Consider the following 19,713-nt stretch of genomic DNA (forward strand, 5'->3'; position numbering starts at 1 on the left):
CTCTTCTACGCCCCAAGATGCATGATATGCGCGATACTGTTTTACATCCCAATATTCCAAGTATTTTTGAATATTTTCCTGTTTTTGATGTACAAAAACGACTTCTTCAGTAACGAAGACAAATTATTTATGACATAAAAAAGCGGCTTTTCCGCCGCTTTTTTCATCAAATTTAGAAGAAACAAATTTTTATTCAGCAGCTTGCGTTTCCGCATCGGTGATGACAGTTGTTTTTTCTACACCCTCTGCAATCTTTTCAGTTTTTTTGCGATAATCTCTTTTTTCAGAGATACGTGCTGCTTTCCCTCTTAAATTACGAAGGTAATAGAGTTTTGCACGACGCACTTTTCCGCGACGCACAAGATCAACGCCTTCAATCAAGGGAGAATAAAGAGGAAACACACGCTCAACACCTTCACCATAAGAAATCTTACGCACTGTAAAGGTTTCATTTAAGCCACCGCCAGAACGTGCAATACAAACCCCTTCATAAGCTTGAACACGTGTCCGCGTACCTTCGGTCACACGCACCATGACACGCACTGTATCTCCTGCTTGAAATGTTGGCAGTTGGCGTTGTTTTTCAATTTTTGCACATTGTTCAGCTTCAAGCTGCGCAATAATATTCATTTCTTTCATCCTTCATGTTCTTTATCGAACAGTCAGAGCGCTCACCTCTTACCAAAAAAGCCTTTTCACACAAAGAAAAAGAAACTCTTTAGGCTATGCCTTACACAGGAGCGAATACACCATCCCTTAAATCTTTTATTTTGGAGTAATAGAAAACCCTTCCCAAGAAAACTCTCTCAAAAGAGAGCCATGCAATACACTACCTTACAAAAGGAATCAAGTTTTCTGACGATTTTTATCATAAAGAGCATAGAGATCAGGACGACGTTGATATGTCAACAATTCGGCTTGCTGTTGACGCCAATCTGCAATTGCTTTGTGATGACCTGACATCAACACAGACGGAATCTGTCGTCCTTCAAAAACAGCAGGACGTGTATACTGGGGATGCTCCAGCAAACCATGCTCAAAACTTTCACACTTTCCAGAAACTTCATTCCCCATTACGCCAGGAAGAAGACGTATAATGGCATCCAAAAGAACCAATGCAGCCGTTTCCCCTCCTGAAAGAATATAATCACCAATGGAAACCTCTTCTAGTTCTCGCGCTTCTATAATCCGCTCATCAACACCTTCAAAACGCCCACAGATCAACGTCACACCCGAATCATGTGCTAGAGAGCGTGCATAAGCTTGGTTAAAAGGACGCCCACGCGGACTCATCAATAATCGAGGCGAATCATTTGGACAACTATCAAGTGCAGCAGCCAACACATCCGCCCGCATTACCATTCCAGCACCTCCACCAGCTGGAGTATCATCAACACTATGGTGTTTATCCAAAGCAAAATCTCTAATTTGTATGGTCTCCAACGCCCATATGCCTCGCTTTAAAGCTTGCCCTGCCAAAGAATAACCCAAAAATCCAGGGAACATTTCAGGATAAAGTGTCAAAACACGTGCTTGAAAATTCATTTTTATTTTTTCATCCTTATTGTGAATCAGAGCGCATAAATAATTTATGTAAGTTGCTTGAGCTTAACTTAAGTGTCATCAACTTCACTTTATTTGCTTAAATAAAAATTCTTCATTCCCACGCTATTTGTCCTCATTTTTCTAAATTCTATGAAGAGAGATAATGCCCATATTCCTCGTTGTAAAAGCTTGCTGTGCTCAAAAATACTCCAAAATTTAAGAAATATTTCAAAAACCAGAAAAAACATCCAAAAATATATTTTAGGGTTCACGCTATTTCTTCTCTCTCACTTAAACCAGCAGCGACTGGATCAACAACAAGAAAACCGGAAGCAATACAAATGTGTGGTACTGCTACTTTGCTAAAAGGAATAAACGCAGTTTTGCCATCATTTTCACGTATTTCAAGCAAATCACCTGCCCCAAAATTACAGAAACCTTTCACCGTTCCTAAGGTTTGTCCAGCAGAATTTTGAACACGAAGGCCTATGAGATCAACTTGATAAAATTCATCTTCAGCCAAATCGTCAATTAATTGATCACGCGCAACATAAAGGCGAATCCCCTTTAAAGCCTCTGCAGTACTGCGATCTTCAATCCCTTTAAAATGTATAATAGCATTACTTTTTTGCACACGAAGGGTTACAATTTCATAAGAATGCCCCATATCATCATAAAGAATGCCATAGTTTTTTAAACGCTGTGGTTCACCGCTCAATACCTTAACCAAAACATTTCCTTTTATCCCATGAGGTAGACCAATAATGGCAAGATAGACTTTATTTTTAAGCTTTTTTCTATTATATTTCATACACAATATTATCTCTCAAAATTATCTCTCAAAAATGAATTCCTCAATCTCATAATTTTCTACTCAATCTTGTTGCCATATTAAAATTCTTTCCAAAAGACTTTTCTTGGTAACAAAAGCAAATGAATAAAAAGGAGAAGTCTTATGGCAAATGTTATGCTCTTTTACAAAGATATTACCCCAATCAACAAAGTTTCTCATAAAAAACTAAAATTTGCCCCTCCCAATGATATGTCCTTTGCCAAAGATACCCACTGGGTTCCTTTAGCAAGTAGTGAATATTTTCAAGCAGCACTAGACTATCCGATTTTATTTATGTGCGCAGAAGATGAACAAAAGAAAAAGCATTATACATCTGCTGCCCTTGTTGGTATTTCTAACGACGAAAATATCTATATTGTTTCTGATAAAAGCTGGAAAAAAAATACATATGTTCCTGCTTTTGTCCGCCGCTACCCTTTTGTTCTTGCACAATTTAAAAATGAAAAGGAACTTTCTGTTTGTTTTGATCAACAATCAGGTATGTTTAATGAAGTTGCAGGCACAGAGCTCTTTAATTCCGATGGATCTATTTCTCCCTTTATGGAAGAACGTATTCGCTTTCTTGAAAGCTTTAAAATTGCTATGGAAAAAACCTCTGAATTTATCGATACTCTTGTGGAAATGGATCTTCTCAGCCAAAAATCAATCAATGTAAAAAATGACCAAGGGCTTTCAGCACAATTGGAACATTTCTGGGTTGTTGATGAAGAAAAATTCAATAAACTCTCTGCAAGCCAACTGTCTAAGCTTCACAAAAATGGCTTCCTAGGGTTGATTTTTGCGCATTTAATGTCAACACACAATCTTTTAAAAATACTTTCCTTAAAAGGTGAAACACAAACGGCCAATCACGAAGAGCAACCTCAAAATCAGCTCGCAAACAAGAATGGTCACTTCAATGATGAAAAAATGAAAAAGAAAGAAACAATAAATTAGATTAGGATGCCTATAAAAAACGACAAAAGAAAAGACAAAAACGTTTTTCTTATACCAGCAGATCCTGCTGTTTTAACAGCGCGGAAAGATTGGTTAGAGTGTCTTACAAAAACACGTCGTATGGCAACACGAACAGTGCAGGCCTATGAACGTGATACACGACAATTTTTGTCTTTTCTTTGTCAACATTTAGGACATGAACCAACGTTTCATGATCTTGCCCATTTACGGGTGATGGATTTACGTGCTTATCTTGCTCATCGCCGCATATACGATATAAGCGCTCGCTCTTTAAGTCGGGCAATAGCCGGTTTGCGTTCTTTTTTTCGCTACTTATCACGTGAAGGAATCGTTCACATCTCTGTTGCAAAACTTATCCGTACTCCAAAACAACCAAAGTCACTTCCAAAGCCTTTGGCGATAAAATCGGCACTTCATATCGTTAAACAAGAAAATCAACAAGAAAATGAACCATGGATCATTGTACGAAATGCGGCTGTCTTAATGCTTCTTTATGGCTGTGGAATGCGGATATCAGAAGCTTTAAGCCTTACACCCGCACAATTTTCTGATCCAGAAAAAAACAGTTTATTCATAACAGGAAAAGGAGGAAAAACACGCCTTATTCCCCTCATAAAAGTTGTTTATGAAACTGTACAAAACTATCTCAAATGCTGCCCCTATCCTTTAGAAGATCATCAACCTATGTTCCGCGGTGCACGCGGGGGTGTTTTACAGCCCGCTATTATTCAACGAACTGTACGAAATTTGCGTGTAAGCCTTGGTTTACCAGAAACTGTTACGCCTCATACACTGCGTCACTCTTTTGCCACCCATCTTTTATCACGAGGAGGTGATTTGCGTACCATTCAAGAACTCCTTGGACATGCTAGTCTTTCTACGACTCAAGCCTATACTCATGTGGATACAGATTATTTATTAGAAATTTATAAAAAAGCCCATCCTCGTTCTTAAAGCAAGACAATCAAAATGAAACGCACAACAGAAAGGTTATGAAAAAACAGAAACTTTTTTAGTATCAAAAAGTTGAAAACTGTTTTTTATACGAACCACAGTTATCATAGGCCTTATTTATAAAAATTTTAAAGAAAATAGCCTTTCAAACATCCCCCACTCACTCTATAAATCAACAGAATGGAAAAGGAAAAAACAAACCTATTTTCATATAGCAGCCTATCACACCCCTATAAGCAATTTCTTGTATGCTTTTTAGCCAATATCATTCTAGCGCTTTTCCACGCGACATCCCCCTTAGCAACCAAAGCTTTGAAAACATTCAAGTTTATTTGCACAAAGAAAGATGTTAAACAGATTCCACTTCAAGTGCCAAAGCATGTACACAGGTTGCAAGCTCTTCTTTTAAAACGTGATAAATTGCTCGATGTATTTCCACACGCGTCATGCCTGCAAAAGAAGAAGACAAAATTTTTATCCGAAAATGTGTTTCCCCTTTACCATCAAAAGCATGCTCATCATGAGGATGCCCCTCATGGAGATGACTCTCATTAATCACCTCAAGTTTCTGTGGATGGAAAGCATCTTGGAGCTTCATCTGAATCACTGTTTGAACTGTTGTAGACATTTTTTGTTCCTTCACAAAACGAACAGTGCTATACTGTTCTTTCATGGCTATATAATGCATCTTTTTCATGACCAAATGAGTGTGAAAATAAATTTTTCAAAAGTCAATTCTTGTCAAATTGATTGATTTTGCATAAATCAAAGATATGAAAACAACATCTAAATTATTCGATTCAATTCGCATCAGCGCAAATAAAAAGCAAAAGGCTGAGTTAGAAACGCAACAGTGTCAATGGGAAGGTTGTGAGAAAACAGGTTCTCATAAAGCACCAGCAGGTCGAAATCATGAAGGGCAATATCTCTATTTTTGCATTGATCATGTGCGTGCTTACAATAAAAATTTTAATTATTTTTCTGGTCTTAGTGATAAAGACATTGCTAAATTTCAAAAGGATGCTCTTACAGGACACCGCCCAACATGGCCTACAGATTTTAGCAATGGAGAATCAAAAAAAACAGCTGCCAATTATGCAAAAATTCGCTCTGGTACAGCAGCCTATCAAAATCGTATACGCGATCCATTTTCACTTTTTACGCAACGCCATTCAGCCAATCATTTTTCAAGAAAATTAAAACCCTTAGAAGCTAAAGCTTTTGATACATTGGGGCTACAAGCAAATGCTTCTGCTGAAGATATCAAAATGAGATATAAAGAATTAGTAAAAAAACATCATCCTGATTCCAATGGTGGAAATCGTTCTTCAGAAGAACGTTTTCGTGATGTTTTAAACGCCTATAATTTATTAAAAAAATCTGGCTTGTGCTAGGAACATATGCTTTTATAAATTGGTTTTTCTTAAATACTGCATCATGTGCACAAAACAGTAAAAGTAAAGAGTAAAAATCCTCTTTCCTATCTAAGCCTCGCATTATAGGGCATTGCATAAGTGCTCTAACTCTTGTATCGTCATTTTAATGAGTGAAAATGAATAGCATCCCTTCCCTTTCAGAAAAGCAATGACAAAAATAAGTCCTACTGTAGAAAATATGCCTGACATTACCCTTTGTGCACGCGATTTGTTTCATATTGATACAGATATGCAGGTACCTGCTTTTAGTCTGTCAAGTCCCCATGTTCCAGAAAAAGACCCTGATTACCTTTTTGATAAACAGACAACTTTAGCGATTTTAGCAGGTTTTGCATTCAACCGTCGTGTGATGATTTCCGGTTATCATGGAACAGGGAAATCAACCCATATAGAACAAGTTGCTGCACGTCTTAACTGGCCTTGTCTTCGCATTAATCTCGACAGTCATGTCAGCCGTATCGACTTAATAGGAAAGGATGCTATCGTTTTAAAAGATGGCTTACAAATCACAGAATTTAAAGAAGGGATTTTGCCATGGGCGTATCAAAACAATATTGCTCTTGTTTTCGATGAATATGATGCAGGCCGCCCCGATGTTATGTTTGTCATCCAACGGGTTCTTGAAGCTTCTGGACGATTGAGTTTGCTAGATCAAAGCCGTGTTATTGTTCCTCACCCAGCATTTCGTCTCTTTGCAACCGCCAACACAATTGGTCTTGGTGATACAACAGGGCTTTATCATGGTACACAACAAATTAATCAAGCACAAATGGACCGTTGGTCTATTGTCACAATATTAAATTATTTACCCCATGATAAAGAAGTTGATATCATTTGTTCAAAGGTCAAATCTTTCCAAACACAAGAAGGAAAAAAGACAATTTCACAAATGGTCCATGTTGCTGACATGGTACGTCAGTCTTTTATTAATGGAGATCTTTCAACAGTAATGAGCCCGCGTACTGTTATAACTTGGGCAGAAAATGCAAAAATTTTTCAAAATATTGGTTTTGCGTTTCGCTTAACTTTTCTCAATAAATGTGATGAACTCGAACGTAGCACTGTTGCAGAATTTTACCAACGTGCCTTTGGAGAAGAGATTCCTGAATCATGCATTTATGGTGTTTTACCGTAAAGGGATCTATCAATTATGGCTGTGAAAACAAGTAATAACAGCAAAAGTCAAACAAACAATTCTCCCAACAACAAGCTTGATGGAAAAGTTTTTAAAAAAGCGCTTTCCACCTGTATGCGTGCAATTGCTGGTACATCTAAGCTTGAAGTTTGCTTTAGTCATAACAGACCATCCTTAAAAGAAAACTATGCACATTTACCGGAATTATCACAACAACCAACACATAAAGATATCAGCATTACCCGCGGATTAGGCGATTCTATGGCTTTACGCAAAGCATTGCATAATAACCGTATTCATATGCAATTTGCCCCTGTAGAATCAGAAGCGCGCGCTATATTTGACGCTCTTGAACAAACGCGTGTCGAAGCAATCGGTACATTAACCATGGAAGGCATTGCACATAATCTTGATATCATGCTGGCTGATAAATATGCAAGAGCGCATTATCAAAGGATAAATAGCCAAAATGAAGCCCCCATACAAGAAGCAATGGCACTTTTATTACGCGAAAAGATAACACAGCGCCCTCCCCCAAAAGAGGCTGGAGCTGTATTGGAGTTATGGCGTCAAGAAATCGAACAAAAAGCCTCCACACAACTTACTGAACTCACGCATCATATTCATAATCAACAAAGATTTGCACAGATTGTTCGTCACATGCTTGTTGCCCTAGAAATGGCCGTCCAACAAACAGAAACTTCTGAGAATGAAAATAATAAAAACTTAAAAAACGAATGGGAACCTCAAAACCCGACAGAAGAAGAAAGCAAAAATAAAAATCACAAAAAAAGTGAAGAACAAACAAACACTGACCAAGAAAGTGATACGCAAGGCAAGGGAAAAACGCAAGCAACACAAGCAAATGACAAAGACCAAACTGAAGAAGAGTACAAAAAAAGCCCTTTGCAAGAAAAAATGAGCAAATCCAAGTGTCTTTCTTCTCTTTCAGAACAAATGGGAAGACTTGCTGACTATAAAATTTTCACGCGTCAATTTGATGAAACTTTAGAAGCAACAGATTTGTGTTCTGAAAACGAATTAGATCAGTTACGCCATTATCTTGATAAACAAATCTGTCATCTTCAAAGCATTGTTGGACGTTTAGCAAACCGGCTCCAACGCCGTTTAATGGCACAACAAAATCGCAATTGGAATTTTGATCTTGAAGAAGGATATCTCGATACAGCGCGGCTTTCACGTCTTATCATTGATCCTCTCCAACCACTCTCATACAAAATGGAAAGCCCTACCCAATTCCGCGATACAGTGGTTTCACTACTCATTGACAATTCAGGTTCAATGCGCGGGCGTCCAATCACCGTTGCTGCAAGTTGTGCAGATATTTTGACGCAAACTCTTGAACGCTGCGGTGTAAAAGTTGAAATTTTAGGCTTTACGACCAAAAGATGGAAAGGAGGAAAATCACGTGAACAATGGCTTGCCCAAAATAAGCCCAATCATCCAGGACGCCTTAATGATTTGTGTCATATCATCTATAAAAGTGCTGATACACCATGGCGTCGAGCACGACGCAATTTAGGTTTGATGATGCAAGAAGGGTTATTAAAAGAAAACATCGATGGTGAAGCACTCATTTGGGCGCATCAACGTCTTTTATTACGGCGTGAACACCGTCGCATTCTCATGGTAATTTCTGATGGAGCACCCGTGGATGATTCGACATTATCTGTTAACTCCAGCAATTATTTAGAAAAACATCTACGTACAGTGATTCAAGAAATTCAAACACATTCACCTATAGAGCTTATTGCCATTGGCATTGGCCATGACGTCACACGTTATTACCAACACGCTGTCACAATTATGAATGCTGAAGAACTTGCCGATGCCATCACAAAACAATTAGCCATGCTTTTCAGCAACCAAAAACTTTCCCCACATCAGTATTTTTGAGAAAAAATAACATTCTATGCATTGAATTACTGAAAACAAAAAGAAGCAAAATCAAATAACAAATCATATTACATCATGAAAATTCATGGAACAGGAATTGAAAAACCTCAAACAGATTTAGATAAATATATTTGAAAAAAGAAAACCACTGAATTAATCAGTCGTTCTCTAAAATCCATTTTAGTCGCCGGATTTTAAAAATAAACATTGGAAATAAGCAATGTCCAAAAAAAGTGAACTAACTAGCCTAAAAAGACGTATTAAATATGCCAATTCACATCTTAGTACAACATTAGGTATTGAAACTATGGATGAATTTAATCCTAGTGTACCCGTTACGACTAAGAATGTTAAGAAAATGAGCAGAGAACTTAAAAAATGGCAAGAGAAAAAGAAGTTTTTACAAAAAAAAGAAAATTTTGCCATTCTCGCTTTAAACTTTAACGAAAAAATTCCTCATAATGCTTTTCAATTTAACGCATATCCTGAAACAACTAAACAACTTGAAATCTTCAACAAATATTTAAAAATGTTAAAAAAAATGTCATATTTAGTGAAGACAAAAAAGTAACATTTACAAAAAACTTTTTAAAAGTAAAAGATCAAATAATTTCAGATATACTGAAAAAAATATATTAGAAAAAAAGATCTTTACAAAAAATATGATAATTTACCAGATTCTGTTCAAAAAAACTTAGCAGATCTTACATATTCAATTTCAAAATTAAAAAAATTAAAATCAGAAAAAAATTTCTTCAAAGAAAGTGATTTAAAAGGATTTAGCTTAAAATATCACAAAACTTTTATGGATATTGCAAAATTATGTGGAATTCCTGAATTAGGAAAGTGGATTAAAGAGCAAGGTCCTCATATGTCCTTTTATCTTTACAAAAAGGGATTTTCAATTCCTGATTTTTACATTCAATTTCAAATTGGTGAGGATAAAACATCCATTATAAATTCTGTTATACAAGCCTTATCTGACTTATTAAAGGATACAGAAATTATCAAATTTAGAATTAATGAATATGACGAAGAAATTAAAAAGTTCGCTAGAAAAATAAGAAAAAAATTCTAAATTTTATGCTCATAATCTTAGTTACGATTATGCAATTATGAGATCATGGTGTCACTTTAATAAAGAAAATTCAATTGTACCTAAATTTAAAGATTTTATCATGCCAAATGACAAAATTTTAAAATCAACACTTTCATTTGGTTACAAAAAAATTAATTTAATAGATTCATTACCTTTATTCTCAACATCTCTAAAAAATATAATGGAAACTTTTACAGATTTAAAAAAAGGTGAAACACCTCTTTTTAAAAATATCGATGATGTCATTATCAAGGAAAAAGATATTGATTATTGTTTAAATGACTCCATTGGATTAGCTCTCGCATTAAAAGAAAGATTTAAATTTGGTAATCAAAAAATGACATTAGCATCAGATGCTAAATCTATATAGGAAAAGATAATTGAAAAAAATTTTAATAAAATCTTAAAAAGTAAATATTTGATACCTCCGTTAGATTTACAAGATGATCAATTATTAAGACCAGCTTATAAAGGAGGCTTCTGTTTTTTAAACAAAAATCAAGATAGTCTCATTAAAAAAGAAATTGAAGTTTATGATGTTAATAGTATGTATCCCGCAATAATGTTAAATCCATTGCCAATTGAAAAACCGATATATGTAACAGGAAAAATTGAAACAGAGGAAAGCATATTATTTGTGATGAGAAGCAAGAGAAGCCTTATCTTTTGAAAAGTTTTGATAAAGGGGAAGTTTCAAAATGCTCAGAATTGTTCCATAAGGAATCAACATAAACAAACTCATTACAATTTTTACCGAAAAATCGCCAAAGGCCAACGAGAGCCAAACTGGAATCTCAATCGCCCCTAAAACGGTATTCCCTATGAGGGAACTATTCGGATAGTGCGTTATGTGATCAAAAAAAGCAAAAAAACTAGAAAAAGCAAGAGAAAAAAATAAAACTGTATCCAATGCCGAACCAACCAACGCCGCAGCTAGAGGAGCTTTCCACCATGTTTTTCGCCGTAAAGGTGCAAAAACAACAATATCCAAGAGCTGTCCAAAGAGAAAGGCTAAACTAGAAGCAATTGCCAATCGTGGTGTCGCCAAAATCCAAGAAACAAAAATACCAGCAAAAAAACCAGCATAAACCACACGTCGCGCCGCAGTGGGACCATAAAAACGATTGGTTAAATCATTGACCAGAAAAGCAAACGGGTAGGTAAAAGCTCCATAAGTCAATAATTCATTCAAACCAAACCAATAGACAGGGTACTGAACCAAAATATTAGAAGCAGTCACAGTACAACACATAGCAAGAACAGAAAAAGCAATATATCTCCTCTTTTGCCATGCAAGTAAAAGATCGTGTTTTGAAGACATTTTTTTAACCTGGGATATGGAACCAATCAAAAACACTAATCAAAAAGCAAAAATAACATACCCTCCACTCAGATAACCTTGTTTAGGGTAAAAAAGCAATTACGCTGCTTGTTCGGTCTTTTGTTCAGCTTTTTTCTTAACGATTTGACGTTTTAACAAACGTGCACGTTGTGACAATTCTTTATCATCAGCTTTTATTAAAAAACCATCGAGACCACCACGGTGCTCAACAGAACGCAAAGCACTTGCAGAAATACGCAAGCGATAACTTTGCTGTAACACTTCCGAAATCAATGTCACATTGCAAAGATTTGGTAAAAAACGCCGCCGAGTTTTATTATTCGCATGACTAACATTGTTGCCATATAGAACCGCTTTTCCTGTCAATTCGCAAGCACGAGACATAAACTTCACCTTTAAACTCTAGAAACTCTTAAATCCCAAAATCCGCTAAAAAGAACGAATGCAAAATATGCAGAATATTCCCTTAAACGAGCATTCCTGAGGGAGTATTTTTCTAATAAGATGTCAACACCAAAAGGTCAAGTCTTTTATAACGCCTTTTACATCCCCCATATACCAATTTTTCTACCTTTTTGTATAAATAAAACGTAGAAAATGTTTTGTTTTAATATTTCCCATGTTAAAAGAACATATCCTCTTTATAAAAGGAAGTGTTCATCATGAGCAAAATAGACCACTCCATGACAGAGCTTCAACACAAAAGCACGCGTTTTTCCTCTTTTTTATTTAGCATTTTATGTTTTGTTTTTTTTCTTCTCTTCAGTGCGTTAGGCGTATGGCAAATACAACGCTTAAACTGGAAAACAAATCTTATCACCAGTGCCAATCAGCGTATTCATTTACCCCCTATTCAAGCACCCACGCAAGATAAATGGAAGCATGTTACTTTTGAAAACGATGAATATCGCCCTGTTATTATAACAGGCAAATTGTTGACAAATAAGAATATTTTTGTCACCGCCGTTGCACAAGATACCACGGGCTATTGGGTTTTAACACCTTTAAAAGCAGCTGATAACACGCTAACTTTTATAAATCGTGGGTTTATTCCCATGGATACACGCCATGATTTCCAAAACTTAGAGCAACCGCATAGGAACACTTCTCCTCAGCAACATTCTGATACAGATGCAAAGCAAACAACCATTGTAGGTCTGTTACGCATGAGTGAAAAAAACGGTTTTTTTCCACGTAAAAACAATCCAGATACGAATTTATGGTATACGCGAGATCTCCCTGCTATGGCAAAAAAACTTGGCCTTTCCACGGTCGCTCCTTATTTCATTGACGCTGGGAAAAAAACAGCACCTCAAGAAAAGCTTCCCATAGCGGGTCTTACTGTTGTTCATTTTCGCAACAACCATCTTGTCTATGCCATTACGTGGTTTATTTTAGCTGCCGGTGTTCTTGGGGCTTCTCTTTTTTTGATCAGACAGAAAGACTAAAAATGTACATCTCTCAGTCTGAAATCTAGAAACACCCCCCCTGTAAAAAACAGATACATAAAACTTTCCCATCTTCCTAACTACTAATGCATAAACACCGACACATTGAGCATTTTAGTTGCTTCTTTGTTTTTCAAAAACAACAGCACGTAAGCACCCGCATATATTCCCGTAAGAAAAATATGTTTTACAGCAGTTCTTTTTTATAAAAACAACACGCACGCATCACCTCATCCTTTCTTTACGGGCTTAAAAATAAATCCTAAAAGAACTTAAAAACAAATTTTAGAGAGGCTTACGAGAAAATTGCCGCGCAACTGAATCAATATTACCACGACAAATACCCATATCATTAAGTTCATATGTAGAAAGATGGCTTAATGCTTTTACTGTTCGACGATAACGCCGCCAATGATAATAAGAACGCAGAATATTCATCTCTTTTACTCTTAACTGTTACTGTTACACTCTAAGGTGCATTATAGAGTAAATAATAAAAAAGAGTTGTGTTATAATTGCATAACGGACATGTGTTTATCACATAAAAAAAGCGATTTAAAATTATCTTAAGGAAAGAATACATTGACTTATAAAGAAAGCATATGCATGTGCATGATATTAAAATTCCCTATACAATAAGTTTTTTTACAAATTTTACATGTAAAATGAAAAAACATCATACATTTTCTTAGTGAAAAATCTTTCCTCTTTTAAACTATCTTCAAATACCAAGAGCAGAAACAACATGAATTTAAAAGAGCATAATGATGCCGATATGCCCCTAAACACAAAAGATGATTCTCTACCATAAATCTTGGTGCAAAATTGTTGAGAAATGATTATCTCTCAAGCATAAAATGATTAATGGCGGAAATGCCGTACACCTGTAAATACCATAGCGAGTCCTTCTGCATCGGCTGCTGCAATGACTTCTTCATCGCGGATTGATCCCCCCGGTTGAATAACAGCTGTTGCACCTGCTTGAGCAGCTGCCAACAAACCATCTGCAAAAGGAAAAAACGCATCCGATGCAACGACACATCCTTTTGTGAGAGGTTCCACCAACCCTGCTCTTGTTGCACTTTCTTGTGCTTTAAGCGCAGCAATTTTAGCCGAATCGATACGGCTCATTTGACCTGCACCAATTCCAACAGTAGCACTATTTTTAGCATAAACAATAGCATTTGACTTAACATGTTTGGCTACCCGAAAAGCAAATTGCAAATCACGCATTTCTTCTTGACTTGGTGCCCGCTTTGTTACCACTTGCAATTTAAGATCATCAACCACCACATTATCACGCGACTGCACTAAAATTCCTCCTGCCAGTGTCTTTGCAAAAAGTCCTTCACTACGAGGATCAGGAACACCACCTGTTATGAGCAAACGAAGATTTTTTTTGCTTGCGATAATTTCACGTGCAGCCATTGTTGCTTCAGGAGCAATAATGACTTCCGTAAAGATTTTAACGATCTCTTTTGCACATTCTTCATCAAGAGGCTGATTTAATGCAACAATACCACCAAAGGCTGAAACATTATCACACATCAAAGCTTTCAAATAAGCCTCTTTCAAACTGTTCCCTTCTGCAACACCACAAGGATTTGCATGTTTAATCAAGGCAACAGCAGCAGTCTTTTTAGGATCAAATTCTGCCACAAGTTCGAAAGCTGCATCTGTATCATTCATATTGTTATAAGAGAGTGCTTTCCCTTGTAAAAGTTCGGCTGTTGCAACCCCAAAGCGTTTTTCACTATTACGATAAAATGCTGCTTTTTGATGCGGATTTTCCCCATAACGCATCACGCTTGCAAGATGTCCAGAAAGACTCTGCCACTCTGGTGTTTCAATTTTTAAATCCTTCGCAAACCACGCTGCTATAGCAGCATCATAAGCAGCCGTATGCGCATAAGCACGCATTGCGAGTTGACAACGCATAGAAAAACTTAAACATCCACTATATTTTTTTAATTCAGCAAGAATTGCATCATAATCACTCACAGTTGTGACAACACCAGTATAGGCATGATTTTTTGCCGCAGCACGAATCATGGCTGGTCCACCAATATCAATATTTTCAAGAATGGTTTGTCCATCAGCTCCTGATTGAACAGTTTCTTCAAAAGGATAAAGATTTACCACCAAAAGATCAATTCCATGAATACCATGCTTTTCCATAGCTTGCTGATGGCTAGGATCTTCTCTTACACCTAACAACGCTCCATGAATCAAAGGATGAAGTGTTTTAACACGTCCATCCATAATTTCTGGAAACCCTGTTATTTCAGCAACATCTTTTACTGGTAAACCTGCTTCTATTAAGGTTTTGGCTGTTCCTCCTGTTGAAATCAATTCAGCACCATAAGTATGAAGTGTTTGTGCAAATGCAACCAAACCCGTTTTATCAGAAACAGAAAGAAGAACACGACGAACCTGATGAAGATCAGGTATGGGAAAATTTTTTGCAACAACACCCATAATAAAAGCCCTAAAAATAAAAGAGTTAAAATTCAAGCAAAACCAGCTTATATATTCATAGCATACGCTTTTATCAAAATATACAAGCAAGGATAGAATGCTTCTTTTAACACACAAAGAATAACGTTCTTTCTCCTTATAAACTGCTTAAAAAAATCTTTTGCGGAGCATTTTATGGTAAAATGACAAAAGAAAATTAATATTCAAATCGAATACCTGCTCAACGGGTGTGAAAAAAATGCATTATTGCTTTACGGAATGACGCACAAAACGCCAACGTACTTTTTCTTGAAATGCGGGACGAAAATATAAAACGATTTGTTGTGTACGTTGCGGACCTGTAGGTTCAGCAAAATCGATTGAATCTTCAAGACAAATATCAGTATCGGGCGATATAAAAGACCATACTTGTTCGCCTTCAACAGTTAAACGTACACAGTTACCATCATAATTTACCTCAACCTGCGGATGGAGATGAAATCGAATAGCAACATTATTTTTTTCCATTTGACTGATTCTATGTCTGTTTAACCGCCCCTCATTTGGCATAAAAAAACGGTCAAATCCCTCAATAACTGCTCCATTTGTTGCTAAAATAAGACCACGCTCATGGATAAGATTAAAATGACGTACATAACCATTATGACGCGCAATAAAACCCGTCTTTTCTGCATCTTCTATACGGTGTACTTTAACATCTGTTGGCCCTCCCAGTAAAAGAGAAGTACCATTCTTTTTTTTATGAAAAGCACCAACCGAACAATCATTTACTGTAGCTGTTGAATGTGCGGCCGTGACCCTTCCAAAATGTCGATACTCTTCATGCCCATAAGGATCAACACCAATATTGATAATAAAACGTTTGCCTTGTGAAGACATTTCAAAAGACAAACATCCTGAACAAGCATGCTCTGCAGCAAAATGCGGTGGAAACTTTCCTGTATCTGCAAGCACTGTTGTTTGATTGGCTTTTAAACGTTGAAACCCTGAATAACGTGCATAACTAAAAGGATGACCCACTGTTTCATCCAGTTCCAAAAGGGCTAATAATTGTTGCGATACAAGTGGTCCAACCCCATTAAAATGCGCTAATGTTTGATCTTCATGGATAAAAAACCGCAAAGCGGGTAACATACGTTCAACAGAATCGATAAGAATTCGTGGTGCTGTTTCACTGCTGTGAACAAACAGATGACGTAAAGACAATAAATCCGCTAATAAATTAAGTAAAATAAGAGGGCTTCGTGAAATATGTCCACCATCAACCAAAATTTGACAGGAGAGCTCTTCTATAAGAAAAGTTTGCACCTTTTTTTTCATGGACGCAGAAACAGGAAGAGCAAGAGAAGCAAGCGTTAAGGCTATTGCTGCTTGTAACCGTTGAGCATTGTGTTCCATGCTAGAAATCGTGATACGCAAATAACGAAATTGCAAACCAAGCGCACGTAAAAAACGCTTTTCAAACCGCTCACTTGCTCCTTCCAACAACATTCTTGAATGACAAATCCATGAAATCAAGCGTCGTGCGACGACATCGCTACTCCAAGCAAGACCCTTTACTTTTTTGCCGTTATGGTCAAGCCAGTCTTCTAAAAGCGCGCGCGCATGTGCTGCAGCTAAATCACTCTCTGCTGCTGTCATATGGCGCAACCAATGAAAATCATGAAGAGCAGCTTCCCATTCTGACGTTGGTGGAAGTAATGAAAAAGGAGAATCAGCACCAGCATGAACGGTATATCCAGCAAAAGCAAAACGACCGTGATAAAATTCATGCACCACCTTGGGATCAGTTAAGTGCAAATCAATGGGATGCGCTAAAATTTTATGAGGACGAAATCCCGAAAATCGCCAATGAAACAGCGGTCCAATCGATAAACGCCGTATTAATTGGTGCATCGTATAAACAAAAGCTTCTGCCTTTGCTTGAGAACCATTTACCGCAACCGCCACAATTTCATCTCCATTCATACCTTAACTGAGCATAATTTCAATGATTTGAGTAAATGAAGCGTTAATTAAGCCACTTTTCGCAAACGTGCTGCAAAAAAACCATCCATTCCTAAAAAGATATTTTTTTCAGCATCAAAATTTTCCTGACAAAAATCTGCCGGTGTTGTACGCAAGACGCCTTTAACAGAAAGCAAATGCGCCATAGCACCCATTTCTTCTACACAAAAAGGCTCTAAAACAATATCATCACGTACTGATAAAATTTTTTCAATAAGATCTTCACCTTCTTCTTTTGCCAATGAACAATTGGAAAAAACAAGGCGGCCCCCTTTTTTTACCAAAGCAATTGCAGCGACAAGCAAATCATATTGCAATGCCGCTAATTTAACGACATCATCTTTTGATTTTGTCCATAAAACATCGGGGTGACGACGTATTGTTCCTGTAGAAGAACAAGGAGCGTCAAGAAGGACAGCATCAAAGAGCTGTATGGGATGAAAATTTCTTATATCTGCTTGACAAGTAGAAACTGTAAAATTTAACCGCTCCATATTTTCTTTTAAACGCTTTAATCGATTAACAGAAAGATCAACTGCTGTTACCTTCGCACCTTGTAAAGCCAATTGTGCTGTTTTTCCTCCAGGACTTGCGCAAAGATCAGCAACGTGTTTTCCTTGAATCTCTCCCAGCAAGCAAGCAGGCAATGCAGCAGCAAAATCTTGAACCCACCAAGCTCCTTGCTTATAACCTGGTAAATCAGAAACAGAACCCTCCAAACGGCTTAATCGAACAGAACCATTGGGTAAAACAACCCCTCCCAATTGCTCAGCCCATCCAACACTATCAGATTTAACTGTAATATCGAGGGGTGGTTCAAAACTTTGCATCTCTAAAATTTTATTTGCCTTTTTACGCCCATAGCTTGAAACTAAAAGCTGTCCAAACCATGTTGGAATATTTTCAAGGCTAGGCGTTTTTTGGCGCAAAAACACCACTTCACGTGCAACATTACGTAAAAGAGCATTCACCACCCCTGAGAATCTACGCATACGAGGATCACTTTTTGCCACACGTACTGCTAAATCAATGGCAGCATGATCAGGAATATCAAGATAAAGAATTTGTGCAACACTGATATGCAGAAGATGCTGCAGAGAAAATGCTTGGGAAGGCAAAGGACGTGTTAAAAAACGTGATAAAACTTCTGTAATCTGTCCGCGATGGCGCAATGCTGCTCCTAAAACAGCCCGACACAATAAACGATCTCTGTGTGAAAGCTCTAAATATTGTGGATGCCCATGTTCATGGTCCGTCAAACCAGAGAGCGACGTTTTTTTATCAAGCACTGCTCCTAAAAGGCGAACACATACCTGCCGAACAGCAAATCCTGGAGCATTCTTTTGAAAAACAGTCGCCGCTTTTTTATGTTTCAAAACAATACCCTTATAATTTTTTCTAAAAAGCTTTATGAACGCGTTTTTTTGGAATCTTCATAACGAAGCCAAGAAGGACGTTTTGTAGCATGTTGAAAATCATGTTTTTCCTTTTCACCTGATGCATTAATTTCCCCATTACGCTTCCAAGCTCCATAGATGAATTCTCTATTTTTTTCGTGCAAGTCATCTTTTTCATTCCATTCAGATGCTCTAGCACGCATTCCGTTTATCTCTTCTGCCCTTTTCATCTCTTCTGCTTGTTTATGAAGAGCAGCAATACGGTTTGCAGTCGCTGGATGCGTAGAAAAAAGACTATCAGCCCCTTCTCCATTCAAAGGGTTAATAATAAACAGGTGTGCTGTTGCTGGGTTATGCTCTGCCTGTTCATTGTATATTGCATTCCCCCCACCTGCAATTTTATGCAATGCTGAAGCCAACCATAAAGGATTTCCACATATTTGAGCACCTCTCCGATCAGCAGCATATTCACGTGTGCGACTAATTGCCATTTGCACCAGCATTGCAGCAAAAGGTGCCACAAACATGGCAATGAGTCCTCCAATTGCTCCTGCACCATGTGAATTCTCTGAAGAATGACGCGATCCTCCCATAAAAAAAGCAAAATTTCCAAGCATTGAAATTGCCCCTGCAATAGTTGCGGTCAGGGTCATTGTCAGCGTATCACGATGCTCGATATGCGCAAGTTCATGCGCCATAACACCAGCAATTTCTTCTTGACTTAACTGTTTTAATAATCCAGTACTTGCAGCAACAGCTGCATTTTGCGGATTACGTCCTGTCGCAAAAGCATTTGGCTGTGCGCTTTCAATCACATAAACTTTAGGTTGAGGAAGAGAAGCTTTTCTTGCAAGATCGCTTACAATCTTATAATAAATTGGTGATGAATGTTGATCAACTTCACGAGCACCATACATACGTAAAACGATTTTATCTGAATTCCAATAAGAAAAGAAATTGAGAGCACTTGCTAGCAAAAGTGCAATGACCATACCATTTCCCCCTCCAACGAGATAACCAACTCCCATAAAAAGAGCAGTCATAAAAGCCAAAAGCATGGCTGTACGCATTATATTCATTACGCAAAAAACTCCATGATAAAATACAAACAATATTATATGATGGGGTTTGTTTTCTGCTTCTTC

Annotated in this window: 21 protein-coding genes; 10 read left to right on the top strand and 11 right to left on the bottom strand. The window is 37.3% G+C overall.

Features of this window, described 5'->3' with window-relative positions:
* Positions 1–189: 189 nt before the first annotated feature.
* From rplS to rimM, 3 genes are all read right to left on the bottom strand, one after another.
* Positions 190–630, bottom strand: coding sequence for a 50S ribosomal protein L19 (rplS, locus tag K3248_RS04895; RefSeq protein ID WP_220717280.1), 441 nt, complete (start codon positions 628–630; stop codon positions 190–192).
* A 216-nt stretch (positions 631–846) separates the two neighbouring features.
* A complete protein-coding gene (gene trmD / locus K3248_RS04900; RefSeq protein WP_220717281.1) occupies positions 847–1,545 on the bottom strand; it encodes a tRNA (guanosine(37)-N1)-methyltransferase TrmD in 699 nt (232 codons plus the stop codon).
* A 268-nt stretch (positions 1,546–1,813) separates the two neighbouring features.
* Positions 1,814–2,356, bottom strand: coding sequence for a ribosome maturation factor RimM (gene rimM, locus K3248_RS04905; RefSeq protein ID WP_220717282.1), 543 nt, complete (start codon positions 2,354–2,356; stop codon positions 1,814–1,816).
* Between the two features lie 144 nt (positions 2,357–2,500).
* Between rimM and K3248_RS04910 the strand changes: the two genes are divergently transcribed.
* Positions 2,501–3,334 carry a SapC family protein gene (locus K3248_RS04910; RefSeq protein ID WP_220717283.1) on the top strand — a complete coding sequence of 278 codons (834 nt, stop codon included), beginning with the start codon at positions 2,501–2,503 and terminating at the stop codon, positions 3,332–3,334.
* A 6-nt stretch (positions 3,335–3,340) separates the two neighbouring features.
* Positions 3,341–4,309 carry a tyrosine recombinase XerC gene (locus K3248_RS04915; protein ID WP_220717284.1) on the top strand — a complete coding sequence of 323 codons (969 nt, stop codon included), beginning with the start codon at positions 3,341–3,343 and terminating at the stop codon, positions 4,307–4,309.
* A gap of 349 nt (positions 4,310–4,658) precedes the next feature.
* Here the strand turns inward: K3248_RS04915 and K3248_RS04920 are convergent, their stop codons facing one another.
* Positions 4,659–4,937, bottom strand: a complete 279-nt coding sequence (locus K3248_RS04920) for a BolA family protein (protein WP_220717285.1) — start codon at positions 4,935–4,937, stop codon at positions 4,659–4,661.
* 145 nt (positions 4,938–5,082) lie between these two features.
* Between K3248_RS04920 and K3248_RS04925 the strand changes: the two genes are divergently transcribed.
* The 7 genes from K3248_RS04925 to K3248_RS09165 all read left to right on the top strand — a co-directional run bounded on the left by K3248_RS04925 (position 5,083) and on the right by K3248_RS09165 (position 10,566).
* Positions 5,083–5,703: a J domain-containing protein gene (locus K3248_RS04925; protein WP_220717286.1), complete on the top strand. Its 621-nt coding sequence runs from the start codon at positions 5,083–5,085 to the stop codon at positions 5,701–5,703.
* Between the two features lie 190 nt (positions 5,704–5,893).
* Positions 5,894–6,880 (top strand): cobaltochelatase subunit CobS, encoded by a 987-nt coding sequence (cobS, locus tag K3248_RS04930; protein ID WP_220717287.1) that lies wholly within the window; start codon positions 5,894–5,896, stop codon positions 6,878–6,880.
* A gap of 15 nt (positions 6,881–6,895) precedes the next feature.
* Complete coding sequence (gene cobT / locus K3248_RS04935) at positions 6,896–8,797, top strand: cobaltochelatase subunit CobT (protein WP_220717288.1); 1,902 nt, start codon at positions 6,896–6,898, stop codon at positions 8,795–8,797.
* Between the two features lie 220 nt (positions 8,798–9,017).
* Positions 9,018–9,368 (top strand): hypothetical protein, encoded by a 351-nt coding sequence (locus tag K3248_RS04940; RefSeq protein ID WP_220717289.1) that lies wholly within the window; start codon positions 9,018–9,020, stop codon positions 9,366–9,368.
* Positions 9,369–9,602: 234 nt separating this feature from the next.
* Entirely contained in the window at positions 9,603–9,875 is a 273-nt protein-coding gene (locus K3248_RS04945) for a hypothetical protein (RefSeq protein WP_220717290.1), read from the top strand.
* 37 nt (positions 9,876–9,912) lie between these two features.
* Positions 9,913–10,266, top strand: coding sequence for a hypothetical protein (locus K3248_RS04950; protein ID WP_220717366.1), 354 nt, complete (start codon positions 9,913–9,915; stop codon positions 10,264–10,266).
* A gap of 30 nt (positions 10,267–10,296) precedes the next feature.
* On the top strand, positions 10,297–10,566 hold the full coding sequence (locus tag K3248_RS09165; RefSeq protein WP_371875514.1) for a DNA polymerase: 270 nt from the start codon (positions 10,297–10,299) through the stop codon (positions 10,564–10,566).
* Here the strand turns inward: K3248_RS09165 and K3248_RS04960 are convergent.
* Together K3248_RS04960 and rpmB are read right to left on the bottom strand one after the other, a co-directional pair.
* Entirely contained in the window at positions 10,528–11,217 is a 690-nt protein-coding gene (locus K3248_RS04960; protein ID WP_220717292.1) for a VUT family protein, read from the bottom strand. The two genes, K3248_RS09165 and K3248_RS04960, sit on opposite strands and share 39 nt — an antisense overlap.
* Before the next feature lie 99 nt (positions 11,218–11,316).
* The gene (gene rpmB / locus K3248_RS04965; RefSeq protein ID WP_220717293.1) at positions 11,317–11,622 is read right to left on the bottom strand and encodes a 50S ribosomal protein L28; all 306 of its coding nucleotides are present in this window, start codon (positions 11,620–11,622) and stop codon (positions 11,317–11,319) included.
* Between the two features lie 278 nt (positions 11,623–11,900).
* Between rpmB and K3248_RS04970 the strand changes: the two genes are divergently transcribed.
* On the top strand, positions 11,901–12,686 hold the full coding sequence (locus tag K3248_RS04970; RefSeq protein ID WP_220717294.1) for an SURF1 family protein: 786 nt from the start codon (positions 11,901–11,903) through the stop codon (positions 12,684–12,686).
* Between the two features lie 285 nt (positions 12,687–12,971).
* On the opposite strand, the gene K3248_RS04975 is transcribed toward K3248_RS04970, so the two are convergent.
* The 5 genes from K3248_RS04975 to htpX form a co-directional block, all read right to left on the bottom strand.
* On the bottom strand, positions 12,972–13,124 hold the full coding sequence (locus tag K3248_RS04975) for a DUF1127 domain-containing protein (protein WP_220717295.1): 153 nt from the start codon (positions 13,122–13,124) through the stop codon (positions 12,972–12,974).
* A 423-nt stretch (positions 13,125–13,547) separates the two neighbouring features.
* Positions 13,548–15,164, bottom strand: coding sequence for a bifunctional phosphoribosylaminoimidazolecarboxamide formyltransferase/IMP cyclohydrolase (purH, locus tag K3248_RS04980; RefSeq protein WP_220717296.1), 1,617 nt, complete (start codon positions 15,162–15,164; stop codon positions 13,548–13,550).
* 243 nt (positions 15,165–15,407) lie between these two features.
* Positions 15,408–17,132 (bottom strand): heparinase II/III family protein, encoded by a 1,725-nt coding sequence (locus K3248_RS04985; protein WP_220717297.1) that lies wholly within the window; start codon positions 17,130–17,132, stop codon positions 15,408–15,410.
* Positions 17,133–17,179: 47 nt separating this feature from the next.
* Positions 17,180–18,547, bottom strand: a complete 1,368-nt coding sequence (locus K3248_RS04990) for an RsmB/NOP family class I SAM-dependent RNA methyltransferase (RefSeq protein ID WP_220717298.1) — start codon at positions 18,545–18,547, stop codon at positions 17,180–17,182.
* Between the two features lie 32 nt (positions 18,548–18,579).
* Positions 18,580–19,647 carry a zinc metalloprotease HtpX gene (htpX, locus tag K3248_RS04995; protein WP_220717299.1) on the bottom strand — a complete coding sequence of 356 codons (1,068 nt, stop codon included), beginning with the start codon at positions 19,645–19,647 and terminating at the stop codon, positions 18,580–18,582.
* Positions 19,648–19,713: the final 66 nt, after the last annotated feature.

The sequence above is a fragment of the Bartonella raoultii genome (assembly GCF_019659805.1).
In the GTDB taxonomy this organism is placed as follows: Bacteria; Pseudomonadota; Alphaproteobacteria; order Rhizobiales; family Rhizobiaceae; genus Bartonella; species Bartonella raoultii.